Below are 16,311 nucleotides of genomic sequence, written 5' to 3'. Positions count from 1 at the left end.
CTATACAACTTCAAAATACAAGCCTTATCAGGCACACAAAACTCCCTCTTTTTTTATGTATTTTTTGGCTTGCTGGTATCTTTTTTTAAAATCCAACTTTTGGCAGACCAGAATCACCAAAAGTAGTCAATAATCACAACAGCCCAAATGTCTTCATAACCTCTGCAAGTTCAAAATACAAACACCCTATCATGGCAACAACCAAGCCTCCAAATACTATCATCATGCTGTGTGAACAAGGTCTGTCTGTGATGCATTTGTCTATTTCCTCAAATCTCTTCTTCATTTCTTCTCTCAGTGCCTTCTATCCTTCCTCAAATCTTGTAAGCCTCTCTACGATCTCCCTGTCTGTAAGGTTTGTGGTTTCCGGTAACAGAAGGCATTTAAAACACTGAACAAAAGGATAAACCCTACTGAAAATGCTATCTTTATCTTTTTAATCATTTGCCTACTCCTGTGCCAGCTTCCTCAGGATAAATATTGCATCATCAAGTCCTATCTTGCCATCTCCTGTAGGTTCTGCTTCAGGATATATCTTCTGATTTACTGATAAACCTGCTGTTATTTTAAGTGCAATGATAGCATCTTTGAGATCCACCTTGCCATCTGCGTTCAGATCTCCCTTAGGTAGATTTACCCTTATTGTCAGAGGATCAGATTTTTTTGATGCACCTTTATCATCAAAAACCCATACAGTAGGATTATATACTCCAGCCGTATTATAAGTATATGTTACAGTGCCAGTGGTTGTTTCTTGATCAGGTGTGCCATCTCCATCAAAGTCCCACTTGTAAGAAGTGATGCTTCCATCTGGATCATGTGGTTGGCAGGTGAAGGTCACTGTAAGAGGTGCAGTTCCTGACAGGGGATTTGCTGTAAAAGAGTCAATATCAGGGGCTTGGTTAAGTATTGGTACCTGACATTTTCCATTTACCCAATTACCACATATTCTTATACATTCTATCTCTGTATTACATAGCTTTGGTTCAAAGATACTACACTTGTGTTCTATTCTTCCAAGATATTCATTTTCATTATAATGCTTTTGTGCATTAGGATATTTATTTTTGTCCCAGAAGTGGTTCTTTGATATTTCTTTATCAGACAGATTAAAGTAGTTATAGCCAATGTAATCAGGAGCTTCTCCTATTGGGTCATCCCATGTTATATCAAGATGATACCAATTATCAAATAATCTTACTATGTTCCAGGCATGAGCTTCAGATCCTTTTTCATTAATTGCAGTTCCTGAAATGATCATATTTTCAATACCTGCCATGTATAACATCCTGTTGGTTAGTATTGAATACCCTTCACATACTGCCAAGCCATTTTCAAAAGCACCATAATCTGTATATGCTAAAGGATTATTTCCATTTAAGGCATTTAAATCGTAAGAGGTGTGAATTACTATCCAATCATGGATTGTTTTTTCTCTTGTTATCATATCCATATCAGGAGAAAGAATATCTGCTATCCTGGAGATCAAATCTTTTTCTAATTGGTTTTCTTTTGCATGATCATACGCATAAGTGATAGAATATGTAGTTTTTATAACCTTATTATCAATACTCCAATACCTATACTCCCAATGTATAAGACTCATCCATAACCATGGAATTTCTTTTTCAAGTTCTTCCCAAATTTTTTTACTCCATTGAGTAAATTGGCTTTTATCTACATAAGGATCCAAGCTGATTGATATTTGAGTGGTTTTATTTCTTAGTGCTCTTATGAGGATTATCTTATAGTCCTGATATGAAGAAGCTGTTTGCTCTAAAAGAAGTTTTCTTTGAGGTTTTACTTTTATTTGAGGAAAAATCTCGAAGACTTTTTTCCCAAAACGCTTTTCCCAAAATGGATTAATAATTGTTTTTTCTTTTTTTTCAACACAGAAAGCACTCTTATCTAATACTTGGGTTATATTTATAATAAGAAAAAATACTAAAAATATTAACTTTTTTTTAGTAAACAGCATCTTAATTTATATTCAGGAACATTCTAACAACAACCCAAATGTCTTCATAACCTCTACAAGCCTTTTATCTGTCTTGGAAAGCTCTCTTAAAGCCTTTATCAGACAACTATCTGTCTATATATGCCTTACAGTTACCTCTTTTGCCTTTTCTATAAGCGTCTTTCTATCCCATAATACCAACCCCATCATCGCTACCACCACTCCACCAAATATCACAATCATAGTGTTTGCTATGTGAACAAGGTCTGTAATGCGCTTGTCCATTTCATCAAATTTTCTGTTCATCTCTTCCCTTAAAACTTCTGGTCTTTTTGTAGTGCCTTCTGCCCTTCCTCCAGCTTGGTAAGCCTTTCTATGATCTCCCTGTCTGTAAGGCTTGTGTTCTTCTGATAGCAGAAGGCACTTAAAGGACTAAGTAAAAGGATAAGCACTACTGCAAATGCTATCTTTTTAATCATCTGCCTACTCTTGTGCAAGCTTCCTCAGGATAAATATTGCATCATCAGGTCCTATCCTACCATCTCCTGTAGGTTCTGCATCAAGATGTATGTCCTGAGTTACTGACAAACCTGCTGTTACTTTAAGGGCTATAATGGCATCTGTAAGGTCAAGTTTACCATCGGCATTTAAATCTCCCTTAATAACACTTGATTTTATAGTGATAATTATTGGATTAGATTTCTTTGATGCACCTTTGTTATCAAAAACCGTTACAGTAGCATTATATACTCCAGCTTTAGGATAGGTATGTATTACAGTGCCAGTGCTTGTTTCTTGATCAAACGTGCCATCTCCATCAAGGTCCCACTTGTAAGAAGTGATGCTTCCATCTGGGTCATGTGCCTGGCAGGTAAATGTTACCTCAAGTGGCTTATCCCCTTGTTTTGGATTTGCATTAAATGAGTCTATAACTGGTAATTGATTATTTAAGGCTTGCCCTTTTATCCTTCCAGTACGCATTATATCATGTCGATATATAGGCCAAGGGGATTTGGCAACACCTTTTGAGTCAGAATATATGGCATAAAGATAATGATCACCGGATCCAACATATATTGTCCCATCTTCCCCTATCGCGGGACAGGAAGTGGTGATCGGACCTTCTGTTTTAAACTTCCATTTTAGTGTTCCATCAGGATTTATGGCATATAAGTGATGGTCCTTAGATCCAACATATATTGTCCCATCTTCCCCTATCGCTGTTAGGGAGCTAAGACAGTCTTCTGCTTTAAACTTCCATTTTAGTGTTCCATCAGGATTTATGGCATAGAGGTAGTTATCATTAGACCCGACATATATCGTACCATCTTCTCCTATTGATGGTGGACCCCAAATATTAACTTTAAACTTCCACTTTAATGTTCCATCAGGGTTTATGGCATAGAGGTAGTTATCATCAGACCCGACATATATCGTACCATCTCCACCTATTGCTGGAGAAGTGTGAGATTTCCATCCTGTCTTAAACTTCCATTTTAGTGTTCCATTGGGGTTTATGGCATAGAAGTAGGTATCACGAGATCCAACATATATCGTCCCATCTTCTCCTGTTGATGGAATATGAGATTCAGCTCCTGTCTTAAACTTCCATTTTAGTGTTCCCTCAGGATTTATGGCATAAAGGTAGTTATCACCGGATCCAACATATATCGTCCCATCTTCCCCTATCGCTGGGGAGATAAGCCAGTCTCCTGCCTTAAATTTCCACTTTAATGTTCCATCAGGATTTATAGCATAAAGGTAGTTATCCTCAGATCCAACATATATCGTCCCATCTTCTCCTATCGCTGGGGAGGAGAAATGCACAACTCCTGTCTTAAACTTCCATTTTAGTGTTCCATCAGGATTTATAGCATAGAGGTAGTTATCCTTAGATCCAACATATATCGTCCCATCTCCACCTATCGTGGGAGAGGAGGTAATAGAGTCTTCTGTTTTAAACTTCCATTTTAATGTGCCAGCTTTTACTACAGTAATTTTTTGTGGTAAAGATATTGTCCACTGACCATCATCATCTACTACTTTTACTACAGGATAATATGTGCCAAGATCAGTATAAGTATATGTTACAGTGCCAGTGGTTGTTTCTTGATCAAATGTGCCATCTCCATCAAAGTCCCACTTGTAAGTAGTGATGCTTCCATCTGGGTCATGAGCATTGCAAGTAAAGTGAACTGTAAGTGGTGCACTACCTAAGGTAAAATCAGAGGTAAATAAATCAACAATCGGGAGCTGATTGAGACCAACTCCTGTAATCTCTATATCATCAATATACCATCCTGTTGAGATCTCTCCAAACGGAAAGGAATCAGCTGTATGAAAAAAGGCTATTTTTATCTTCTTTCCTGCATAGTTAGTTAGATCAACATCCATTAATGTCCAATAGTTACCACAGTTTCCACCAATTGCTGGACTTACAGTTTGCCAAGCTGACCATTTATGAGTTTTTTGGTCATAGGTAGATATCTGCACATATCCAGCATCACTAGCTGCATAAGAAAACCACTGCCAGAAGCGTAGGTGAATCTCTTCACGAGCATTGGTTATCTCTGGCAAATAAATGGAAGGAGTTATAAAATGACTATCTGTATCTGGATCATATTTTCCATTTAAATTTGTTCCTGCACATTGAGAACCACTGTGACAACTTTCTAGTCCAGCAGTGGGTGGGCCTATCTGCCAGATGCCATTATCTACACTCCAATTACCCCAACCTGATTCAAAATCACCTGTAAAGCTTGGTATCTTTTTTATAATTTTTATATCATCAATATACCATCCTGTTGAGATCTCTCCAAACGGAAAGGAATCAGCTGTATGAAAAAAGGCTATTTTTATCTTCTTTCCTGCATAGTTAGTTAGATCAACATCCATTAATGTCCAATAGTTACCACAGTTTCCACCAATTGCTGGACTTACAGTTTGCCAAGCTGACCATTTATGAGTTTTTTGGTCATAGGTAGATATCTGCACATATCCAGCATCACTAGCTGCATAAGAAAACCACTGCCAGAAGCGTAGGTGAATCTCTTCACGAGCATTGGTTATCTCTGGCAAATAAATGGAAGGAGTTATAAGACGACTGTCTGTATTTGGATCATATTTTCCATTTAAATTTGTTCCTGCACATTGAGAGCCACTATGACAACTTTCTGGTCCAGCAGTGGGTGTGCCTATTTGCCAGATGCCATTATCTACACTCCAATTACCCCAACCTGATTCAAAATTGTCTGAGTAAATTACTTCTGCGAAGGCAGAAAATACTAATGCACTAAATAAAAGGAATAGTATCATTAACACCTTATACATTTGAGCAAAAATTTTCTTTTTATTCATGATACTACCCTCCTGTTATATTCATAACAAACCAGCTATTTTTCTTAAAACATATATTGCATCACCTAAGTCAAGTTTTTTATCACCAGTTACATCAAAATTATGGAGATTTTTTTCAACTTCTTGACGAGAGATGACTTTTAGAATCAAAATGGCATCATAAATTGTTATTTTTCCGTCTCCATTTACATCTCCTGGCAATATCCAAGTATTCCAGTAAGGATTATAACCTAACTCAGCAAATATAAACCATGAGGTTGCTCCTGTATGGAGCCTTGCATCATATATCCAATCAAATCCAGTGCTTAATCCATCATGAGATGCTGCTACAAGCCCTTTACCATCAGTATTTAATGCATTTTTTTGTGCATGTTCTAATTCTCTGACATAGATTTCTGCTTTTTGCCTTTCTCCTATAAGTTGATAGGCAAGAGCCATGTGAGCTGTTCCTTCAAACCAGATTCCATCTTTATCATTGTTGAAATCAAATCCTTTAAAGCCATTATCTTCCAACAAACAATTATTTTCCGCCCATTCCAGAGCTTTCTTATATCTTTCACCAAGTGCCATTACTGCCCATGCTTGTATGTCAACAGGTATATTTGATTTATTTATGGTTACACCATCTTCTAATGTGCCTGTCCAAAAGTGATTGCCTTTTTTATCCCACATAGCTTCGACAAATGCTTTTGCATGTAATGCTCTTTGTTTCCATATTTCATTTCCTGTAATTTTATACAATCTCATAAAAGCCACATATATGTCGATATTATGTTCTGTAGATTTCCAAAATATTTTTGTCTGTTTTTCTGCCCACCCATTATAACCTCCTGTATATCCGCCAGAACCTCTATTATCTTTACAATTTTTCTCTATCCATTCTCCTAAGGTTATAGCCTTGTTAAGATATTTTTGTTCTTTTGTGTCTTCATAAAGAGAAATAAGAGCAATCATTGCCCAGGCAACATTACCAGTATATGTGCTTACACAGTATTCATCTTCATACCAGCTATTACTCTTATTATCCCACCAACCTGGCATCCTTACAGTGTTTGCTTTTCCATAGGGTTTCCAACCAGGAAATAACTTTAAATCAGCAGCTTGATAGGCATTTCGGATTCTCCCATCAGTAAAAAATCTATCGTGATCTATAGCATAGCTAATAGCATCTCCTATAAGTTTGGCTCGTCTTAGGTTATCTTTGTTTTTACTTGCAAGAAATGCTAATAAAGCCAAGGCATTATCATAGATAAATGCAGTATTTTTTAATATTGGTTTATCAGTAGGCAAAAGTTTATAGCTTAAAAGAAATCTCGGCTCATCTAATCTGCTTTTTTGATAGCGTATATCATCTAAGTAAAAAGTGATAGCTCTGTTGTTATTATTAGGAGCATTTGTTACCCAGCCAAATCCACCAATCACATAACTTAAATCTAAACTTGTTAAGTCAAGACTATATTGTTTCCATTCCTTAGTTAATGTAATGTAGCCAGTAGATTTCTTAGGTGAAGAATCTGGATAAGGAGCAATCGGTTCTCCTGTAAATGGGTTTCTTCCTATACCAAAAGCGAAAAATTCTACTCTTTCTCCCCCTTTTTTTCCCCTTGCCCAAAAGGTAAGTTTCTTGGCTCCAGTTAGATTAAAACCAGCATCCGGATATGTTCCCCAATTGAGCTTAGGTGCAACTTCTCTTCCTTCAAGAACTCCGTTCATAAAATACCACCCTCCCCAATCATCTTCTGTGCCAGTGAATTGATTTTCAATACATGTATCTCCTCTTAATGGGCTTTCTTTTGAGGCAACATTTATGGTAGCTTTAACCCCTAATCTTCCTAACATAACAAAGTGATTTCCTGCCGCTGAAAGATCAGTATAAACATCAAAGGTGGTATGATATTCATCCATAACTTCTTTTAAGAACTGAAGGGCTAACTCTGGATATGCATTTAGATTTTCAGAGGTAGGGCTTACTTTTATTGTTAGAGGCTCAGATTTTTGTAATGCACCTTTATCATCAAAAACTGTCACAGTAGCAGTATATGTTCCAGAAGCAGTATAAGTATATGTTACAATATTAATATCTGTTTCTTGATCAAATGTTCCATCTCCATCAAAGTCCCATTTGTAAGATACAATACTTCCATCTGGATCATATGCTTCGCAAGTAAATGTTACTTTTAAGGGCTTATTTCCTTGTTTTGGATCTGCATCAAAAGAATCTATAACTGGTGCTTGATTACTTAAGGTTTGCCCTTTTACTCTTCCAGTATGCATTATATCGTGTCGATACATAGGCCAGAAAGAGTGAGCAAGACCTTTTGAATCAGAGTATATGGCATATAAGTAGCCATCATCAGATCCAACATATATTGTTCCGTTTTCCCCTATTGCTGGGGAGGAAACTGTTGCATTTGTTTTAAACTTCCATTTCAATGATCCATCAGGATTTATGGCATATAAGTAGCCATCATCAGATCCAACATATATTGTTCCATTTTCCCCTATTGCTGGGGAAGAAACTGTTGCATTTGTTTTAAACTTCCATTTCAATGATCCATCAGGATTTATGGCATATAAGTAGCCATCATCAGATCCAACATATATTGTTCCATTTTCCCCTATTGCTGGGGAGGAAACTGTTGCATTTGTTTTAAACTTCCATTTCAATGATCCATCAGGATTTATGGCATATAAGTAGCTATTATCAGATCCAACATATATTGTTCCATTTTCCCCTATTGCTGGGGAGGAAACTGTTGCATTTGTTTTAAACTTCCATTTCAATGATCCATCAGGATTTATGGCATATAAGTAGCTATTATCAGATCCAACATATATTGTTCCGTTTTCCCCTATTGCTGGGGAAGAAACTGTTAGATTTGTTTTAAACTTCCATTTCAATGATCCATCAGGATTTATGGCATATAAGTAGCTATCGAAAGTTCCTGAAGACCCAATATATATTGTTCCGTCTTTCCCTATTGCTGGGGAGGAGAAGTGTCCCATTATTTCAGACTTCCATTTCAATGATCCATCAGGATTTATGGCATATAAGTAGGCACCTATATAATATGAGGGACTGACTATAATATATATTGTTTCATCTTCCCCTATTGCTAGGGAAGAGAAGTATCCCATTATTTCAAACTTCCACTTTAGTGTTCCATCAGGATTTATGGCATATAAGTAGTCATCAGATCCAATATATATTGTCCCATCATTTCCTATTGCCGGGAAGTCAGTGTTATCTTCTATTTTAAACCTCCACAGAGCAACACTAATAATTATAGGATTAGATTTCTTTAATGTACCTTTGTCATCAAAAACTGTTACAGTAGCTTTGTATACTCCTGCCTTAGTATATGTGTATGTTACAGTGCCAGTGCTTGTTATTTGATCAACATTTCCGTCTCCATCAAAGTCCCACTGATAAGAGACAATTGGCTCATTACTAAAGGCATAGCAGGTAAAGGTTACTTTTAAGGGCTTGCTTCCCGTCTCTATGTCTGAATAAAACTGTATTATTTCTATTGCATATATGACACCACTATTAAAAAACAGTAGCATAAAAAATGCTATTAGAAAAAGAACCCCTACCCTGTGCATCTTACTTAAGCTTAAATACTCACGCATCTTTTACCTCCAATATAGGATTTTTTTTCATAACAAACTTAATTCTTTATAACCTATATTGTATATTTTTTATAAAAATCCAGCTCTTGGCGGAAAAAATCACCCCACCATCGCTACCACCAAGCCACCAAATACCACTATCATAGTGTTTGCTGTGGGAACAAGGTCTGTATTGCGCTTGTCCTTTTCATCAAATCTTCTGTTCATTTTTTCCTTCAGTGCCTTCTGTCCTTCCTCAAGTCTTGTAAGCCTTTCTATAATTTCCCTGTCTGTAAGGCTTGTGCTCTTCTGGTAACAGAATGCACTTCAAGGACTGAATATAAAGAATAAGCATTACTGCAAATGCTATTAATCATCTGCCTACTTCTGTACAAGCTTCCTCAAAATAAATATTGCATCATCAAGTTCTATTCTCCTCTAGGTTCTGCATCAAGATATATGTCCTGAGTTACTGACAAACCTGCTGTTACTTTAAGGGATATAATGGCATCTGTAGTGATTGTTTCTTGATCAAATGAGCCTGCCATCTCCATCAAAGTCCCACTTGTAAGAAGTGATGTTTCCATCTGGGTCATGTGCTTGGCAAGTAAATGTTACCTCAAGTGGCTTATCCCCTTGCTTTGGATTTGCATTAAACGAGTCTATAACTAGTGCTTCATTAATTAATCCTGTAGCCTTACATCATGACGAAACATAGGCCAGAAAGATTTTGCAAGCCCTTTTGAATCAGAGTATATGGCATATAGGTAGTGATCAAAAGAACCAATATAAATTGTCCCATCTTTTCCTATTGCTGGGGAAGATACAATTTCATCTTTGGTTTCAAAACTCCACTTTAGTGTTCCATCTGAATTTATAGCATATAGATAATTATCTTCAGACCCAATATATATTGACCTATCTTCTTCTATCGCTGGGGAGGAAACAATCCCCCCTTGTGTCTTAAACTTCCACTTCAGTAAGCCAGTACTTCCTGAAGCGGAAGCAATACCAGTGCTACAAAACACAAGCACAAAAAATACATAAAAAAGAACTCTTACCCTCTTCATCTTATTTACTCTCCTGCAAACCTTTTGTTTGTCTCCTATAATTTGAATGCGTTTGGATATGTTTTTTGAATTTTAAGGGGAGGGGGGTTAATGAGCCCTCCCCTTAAGATATTATTTAGCCTTATTAATACGTAATCTTCCTCTGATAAACAATGACATCACAGCAACTACAGAGAGTAGCAGGAGGATCACCTTTTGAGTGGCTGTGGTGTGGAGCATAAGATAGCTAAATCCTACTAAAGGTAGGAGTGATACTCTTACTGCTGCCCGCAGAACTTCGTGTTGAGCAATGAACTGAGCTATAGGTGGAGAATACTTATAGTAAGTCTTTACAAAGGCTGTTCCTAAGCTATTAGGGAGTAAATACACATCTCTGAACTGTCTCAATATCTTGACATGTGGTTCAAGCAGTGAGCCGTATGCAGCAGTTGCTATGAAACAATTATCACCACCGCCTCCATCTCCAGAGACCTTGCTAGTGTCTTCAGTAGTTTCTTCACCACCAATACCAAAGGCAGAGAGATGTTCTACCCAGAAGGTGACATAGCCATTCGTGTAATCCACTGGCAGAATCAAGTGATCCACTGGAATAGGAGTCCCTTTTCCAGCCACTAAATCATCTACTGAATCTGCTTGATAAATTTTATATGTTCCTGCTTCAAGACTTCCGTTAGTAACTGTATCTGGATCAAAGTGAAGTGTGATTTCAATCCGCTGAAATTCATCTTTGCTAAGCTCTTGATCATTTTCATCTTTTACCTTCACTTCAACTATTTTTGAACCAACAATCTTTTTCGCTCCTACCTCATCTGGATCTATTTCAGCAATTTCTACAAATACGCGCTTATGAACCTTTCTTAACCCATCTGGTGGTATTACTACTCTGTTTTCACCTGAAGAAGCTGTTGCATCAGCACCCTTTATGTTTGGATCATCAATAGCCTGTACTTTTAGGTTTATTGACTTATGATAGGTCCAAATCCTTTTTGCAAAATAGCCTTCATCCACATCCCTGTCTTCACTTACATCAGCGTATATAGTCACTGTGAAGTTTCCATATTTGTTATGAGTAAAGGACCATGTATTTGCTCCATTAGCACCAAAAATATCTAAGGGAACATTATCACCATTATTGTCTGTTACTTTTATTTCACTAATTGTTCCATCAAACTGGTTTTGTTTACATCCTTGAGCATCACAACCTGCTTTTGCTGTAATTTTAACCAATACTTGATCTGGTTTACCATCTTGATCAATATCTTTTGCTTCTGGCTCCACATATATTATAGTAACAGGTTTCAGTGTAAGATCGACATTTGTTGCTGCAGGAGGATTGCCTTTTAATACAACATTATCTACTACACCTAAGCCTGCATTTTCGTCAAAAATGTATCCTTTCTTTTTAGCTTCTACTGTAAATGTTGCTTCTACATAATCAGCAGGGACAAGGAAGGTATAATTGCCATTTTTGTCTGTGTATACTGTAATTATGTTTCCAGAACTATCTTTTATGTATTCTCCATCTGCTTTGACCTGTATGGCAACTCCTTCAGGCTTGCCATTATCAGACAAGGTAATTTTACCAGAAATACTGCCACTTCCGTCAGCTAACTTTTCCAGAACCACTTCTTTTTCTTTAATTTCATCAGAAGTAACCTGTTTTATTTTGTAACCATCCTTAGATACTATAAATTTAAATGTAAAACCTAACTTTGGAAATCCAGTAAGTGTGAATTTACCATCTTTATCTGTCTTTATGCTTTTTTCTGGAAAATCAACTGATCTTACTTCTGCACCCTCTATTGGATTTCCATTTTCATCTACAACTGTACCACTATATTGAACCATTGGAACAATTCTGAAGATACCAGAGCATACAGTGCCCAATCCTGCATCAATCAAACGCTTTACATCTGGATTATTATACTGATCCTTATCCAGATTTACCTTTATTTTATAAGAAACAACAGAATTGAGGTTGTCTGCAAAGTTAAATTCGTTGTCATTATCTGTAGGAGATTGATCTTCAAATTGACCAACTCCTTTAAATGGCTTTCCTTTTAGATCAACTACTTTGTATATATATATATCTTCCCTAGGACCACCAAGAACTGTATAAATATCTTTTTTGGTAGTGCTGAGGTCATAAATTCCTCTATCTGCTTGAAACTTTTCTGATACAAACTTCATAGGAATCCGGATTTTAAGACTACCTGGCTTTAAGTTAGGATTATTCATATCAAGAATTTTTACAGTATATATACCTGCCTTACAACCCTTTTCAAAGAAACGTTTAGGCATAATTTCAATGCTATTAACTCCTGACCACTCGTCAATAACATTTCCGTTCCAGTCAGATATGGTCCAATTATAGACTCTATTAGGATCTACAGCACTCAACGTGTAAGTCTTATTAATAAGTGGATATGTTGATGGATCACCATCCTTATACTCCTTTGGCACCTGAGCTATACCTATTGGAGCATAAACAGTAATCTTAATAGATGCTTTTATGTTGTTAAACTTGGCATCTGTTGCAGTTATAGTTACCTCTTTTTTCCCTTGATTTACAGTTGGTGCTGTAAAATTTCCATCCTTATCTATGCTTCCTGCATCTACACTCCATTTTACTGTGCCTGATCCACCTTGGGACTTAAACTGCCACTTATGGTTAGTTTCAAGGGCATTATTGGCTGGCAGATTTGTTATTGTAACAGGATTAACTACTGTGATCTTGTATGTTCCTTTGACATTGTTATAGGTCTTATCGGCAGCGGTAATAGTAACTTCTACTGGTTGTTCCACATCCTTAGGTGTAAAGGATCCATTTTCATCAATTGTTCCAGCAGATGCTGGATCTACCATCCATACATAATCGCTGTTCTTTTTTCCTTTACCACCAACTGCATTAAATTGAAGCTTATCCTGATCACTTATACCTTTAACATTATCTTTTGCAGTAACTTTAATTGGTTCTACTACTTCAAAGCTACCGCTTACTGATGCTCCTGTTTTGGTGTCAGTTATAGTTACCTTAGTTGTTCCTTTTTTCTTTCCTATAAATACCGCTTTTTCTTTTTTATCACCTGTAATATTTTCTATTGCTCCTATAGCTTCATTTTCTACTTTCCAGTTTATACTTCCTACTGTTCCAACTGCTTCAAGATTTAATTTTCCACCAATCTCTACACCACCATTTGGAGGATTAAGACCAAACTTAACCACATGAATAGTAACTTTAACAGGGTTGAGGTCATTGTAGTTATTATCTTTTATAATAAGTGTTAAATCTCCTACTTTATCTTTAAGTGGAGTAAATATATAGGTGCTTTCATCTTTCTTTTGTAAATTTCCATAATCCTGTGTGCTAAGCTGACATGTGTAGCTACCACTTCCTCCTTGTATGCTAAATTGTTGCTTAAATCCTTCTACAGTAGAAGGAACATATACCTCTCCTGAGGGATTTACACTAATAGGTGGATGATAAACAATTGTCGCTTGCACAGTAGCAGTATTTCCTGCCTTATCAGTAGCAATTACAGTAATATTGTTGGCATCTTTCTCAAGGTCAGTTATTTCAAATTTCCAAGTAGTATTAGATGGATATGTTATTTTCCCAACCTTTGCAGCGGTGTCTACCTGGGCACTGATTGTGACACCTTTTTCCATTTTTCCTGCTACTGTTACACTGCTTTGATGAACAGGAGCTTGAAAATTTGAAGTAATCTTTACAGTTGGTGGGGTTATATCTACAACAAATGAACCCACATCTGACCAAGCTCCTTCATGTCCCTGGGCATCTACTGCTTTTACTCTCCAGTAGTATGTGCCTTGATTAAGTTTTGTGTCAGGTGTGTATTCACTTTTGGTCAGGTCATTTTTCTGGCTTACAATATTCTGGAAATTCTGATCAGTGGCAATCTGAATCTTATATTTTGCTGCATTAGCAACATCTGCCCAATCAAAGGTAGGTGTTTGATTGTTTGTTGGACTCTTTATTTCGGTTGTCTGAGGTGCTTCTGGAGCTTTATAAACAGTAACCTGAATCTGTGCAAAATCTCCCCAGTTTCCTCTTGAATCCTTGCCATGAACATAAATGGTATAAGGAGATTTATCTGCAGTCCACTTAGAGGTATCTACCTGAGCTTTTACATTTTCAGTGACTGAGTCAAACTTACCGTCAGCCGCGGTCATAGAAATACCTTTTCCATTTTGCCCTTTTTGGTTAATAAAATATTCAGCGGCAGAAATAGAATTGTTACCTGTATCTTTATCAGAAATTAAAGCAGTTAATTCAATATCTTTAGTGCCTTCTTTTATTTCCAGAGCATTAAGATTAGAAACAGTGGGACCAGCCTCATCTTTTAATTTGATAGTAGCAGAATATCCTTTAAAGTCATATCCTGAGGCTGTATCTGTCTTGACAACATTTACTTTTGTTTGAGTGAAATTATTGGTGGTTTTAAAATTAAGTTTCGCCAGAATCAGGGGTAGGTTTCCATTTGGCCACTTTCCAGTTATATCAGCCCATGCAATATTAACAAATTTGTCCGTGTTGGGGTCATTATCAATATTATTCGTATCATTCTGAGGTTCTTGTTTTGCAATCAGACTTGTAGAATAGACATCAGAAAAACCTGTAAATTCAATCTGATTAGAATTAAAGAAAACTTTGAATCCAATACCCGTTAAGGCGTTATTACCGTCAGTTACATCGTATTGAATATTAAGAGTTATATTCTTTCCTTTTCCTACTTCCTGGGATTGAGGAAGTAATTTTATTACCTGTTTCTTTTCCTCAGCTGATATAGCTTTTAAATTTCCAAGCATAAAAGATACAATCAACAATAATATAATCACATATAAACGTCTCATCACCCTGACCTCCCTCTCTTTGATTTAAGGTTTACTTACTTATTTTCAAAGATTTGATATACTTTTCTATATCAGTTGCTGTTTTTCTTTGGGCATCTGTAGCTACTGCTCCATTAATCAGTGTGTTTCCGGTAAATCCAAAAAGATACCTTAATATCAAAAGACCATCTTTTAATGGTTCACATACTCCATTATCATCTATGTCTAATATCTTTTGGTCTTTACCCAGCTTGATATAATTTTCTATATCAGTTGCTGTTTTTCTTTGGGCATCTGTAGCTACTGCTCCATTAATCAGTGTGTTTCCGGTAAATCCAAAAAGATACCTTAATATCAAAAGACCATCTTTTAATGGTTCACATACTCCATTATTATCTATGTCTAAAGTAAAAACAACAGATTTTATCACCTTTATTGTTCCGCTGGTAAGCACTTCATTTTGATCATTAACAGTAGTTGCCTTTAGCTTAAATGTACCTGGATTAAGTAATTCTACTACAACTGAGTTAATGTTTTGGCTTTCTCCTTTAAACTTAGCAACATCTTTTCCCTGCTCCTGTGGTTTTTCTTCAATTATCTCCCAGTTGTATTTTCCCTGTGTCCCAGATACACTGAATGTCTGGGTAGTCTGGCTTGCAAGATCGATTGTTTTTTTGTATGGATCAATTGCCTTGGGAGATAGCTCAACTGTGTCATAAACAGGCTGAGATATATTGCCAGCCTGGTCTTTAAACCATACATATATGGTCTTTCCCCCTGGGGTTGTATCATTTAGTGTATAAACTGCAGAATCAGAATAGTCCACATAATCTGAATCCTCTCTTGGTGGAGTGTTGGCTTCATTTATACACATCTTTACTGTGTCTTTTGATGCCCCAAGTTTTAAATTTAAAGTAGTGCTTTTAGTAGAATCTATATCATTTCCATCTTTATCAACTATTCTTACTGTTCCCTGAGGAGAAACATTATCTATATTAATAGGGCCAATAACTACATCATTACTATAGGCTGGTTTTCCAGTAGAGCTATCAAGATACCAAGTTTTTACATGAAGATACCGTAGATCATTATAATCATCATCTTTAATCTGATCATAAGGCAAGCTAACAAAGGTGGGATCTACATCTTTATTTACTATATCATCTTTATTATTTGCATTTAACTGTTCATCAGTTAATTGTTCACTTGAGTTATTCCATTTATAAACAAATCCATGTAATATATCATCTCCTGACATTTGTGGTTTTTTCCATTCAACCCTTAAGTCAGTATCTAATGGTGTGGGCTTTCCATCAGTTGGAACATTACATGTAACATTTGATTTATCAATCTCATACTTTGCATACGAATATGGAACAAGTGCAAGCAGGATTACTAATATAAATAGTATTGATTTGAACTTCATCTTCCTACCCTCCAATATTTTAATGATTAAGGTGC

10 protein-coding genes are annotated in these 16,311 nt (G+C 36.3%); all 10 read right to left on the bottom strand.

All coding sequences use genetic code 11. The annotated features are described in order from the left end of the window. Nucleotides 1-133 precede the first annotated feature (133 nt). The 10 genes from ACYQ1E_RS10400 to ACYQ1E_RS10355 all read right to left on the bottom strand — a co-directional run bounded on the left by ACYQ1E_RS10400 (nucleotide 134) and on the right by ACYQ1E_RS10355 (nucleotide 16,276). Nucleotides 134-286: a hypothetical protein gene (locus ACYQ1E_RS10400; protein WP_459878985.1), complete on the bottom strand. Its 153-nt coding sequence runs from the start codon at nucleotides 284-286 to the stop codon at nucleotides 134-136. A 162-nt stretch (nucleotides 287-448) separates the two neighbouring features. After that, nucleotides 449-1,978, bottom strand: a complete 1,530-nt coding sequence (locus ACYQ1E_RS10395; RefSeq protein WP_459878983.1) for a PKD domain-containing protein — start codon at nucleotides 1,976-1,978, stop codon at nucleotides 449-451. A 114-nt stretch (nucleotides 1,979-2,092) separates the two neighbouring features. After that, nucleotides 2,093-2,263 carry a hypothetical protein gene (locus ACYQ1E_RS10390; protein ID WP_459878981.1) on the bottom strand — a complete coding sequence of 57 codons (171 nt, stop codon included), beginning with the start codon at nucleotides 2,261-2,263 and terminating at the stop codon, nucleotides 2,093-2,095. A gap of 8 nt (nucleotides 2,264-2,271) precedes the next feature. Next, nucleotides 2,272-2,436: a hypothetical protein gene (locus ACYQ1E_RS10385; protein ID WP_459878979.1), complete on the bottom strand. Its 165-nt coding sequence runs from the start codon at nucleotides 2,434-2,436 to the stop codon at nucleotides 2,272-2,274. Nucleotides 2,437-2,440: 4 nt separating this feature from the next. Next, nucleotides 2,441-5,314 carry an outer membrane protein assembly factor BamB family protein gene (locus tag ACYQ1E_RS10380; protein ID WP_459878977.1) on the bottom strand — a complete coding sequence of 958 codons (2,874 nt, stop codon included), beginning with the start codon at nucleotides 5,312-5,314 and terminating at the stop codon, nucleotides 2,441-2,443. Nucleotides 5,315-5,335: 21 nt separating this feature from the next. Then, the gene (locus tag ACYQ1E_RS10375; RefSeq protein ID WP_459878975.1) at nucleotides 5,336-8,947 is read right to left on the bottom strand and encodes an outer membrane protein assembly factor BamB family protein; all 3,612 of its coding nucleotides are present in this window, start codon (nucleotides 8,945-8,947) and stop codon (nucleotides 5,336-5,338) included. Nucleotides 8,948-9,354: 407 nt separating this feature from the next. Continuing rightward, the gene (locus ACYQ1E_RS10370) at nucleotides 9,355-9,513 is read right to left on the bottom strand and encodes a hypothetical protein (protein WP_459878973.1); all 159 of its coding nucleotides are present in this window, start codon (nucleotides 9,511-9,513) and stop codon (nucleotides 9,355-9,357) included. Nucleotides 9,514-9,609: 96 nt separating this feature from the next. After that, a complete protein-coding gene (locus ACYQ1E_RS10365) occupies nucleotides 9,610-9,996 on the bottom strand; it encodes an outer membrane protein assembly factor BamB family protein (RefSeq protein ID WP_459878971.1) in 387 nt (128 codons plus the stop codon). 111 nt (nucleotides 9,997-10,107) lie between these two features. Next, nucleotides 10,108-14,871 carry a CFI-box-CTERM domain-containing protein gene (locus tag ACYQ1E_RS10360; protein WP_459878969.1) on the bottom strand — a complete coding sequence of 1,588 codons (4,764 nt, stop codon included), beginning with the start codon at nucleotides 14,869-14,871 and terminating at the stop codon, nucleotides 10,108-10,110. Nucleotides 14,872-14,902: 31 nt separating this feature from the next. Then, nucleotides 14,903-16,276, bottom strand: a complete 1,374-nt coding sequence (locus tag ACYQ1E_RS10355; protein ID WP_459878967.1) for a hypothetical protein — start codon at nucleotides 16,274-16,276, stop codon at nucleotides 14,903-14,905. Between the last annotated feature and the right edge of the window lie 35 nt (nucleotides 16,277-16,311).

It is taken from the genome of Desulfothermus naphthae (genome assembly GCF_054657475.1).
This window is presented reverse-complemented; position numbering and strand designations above follow the sequence as displayed.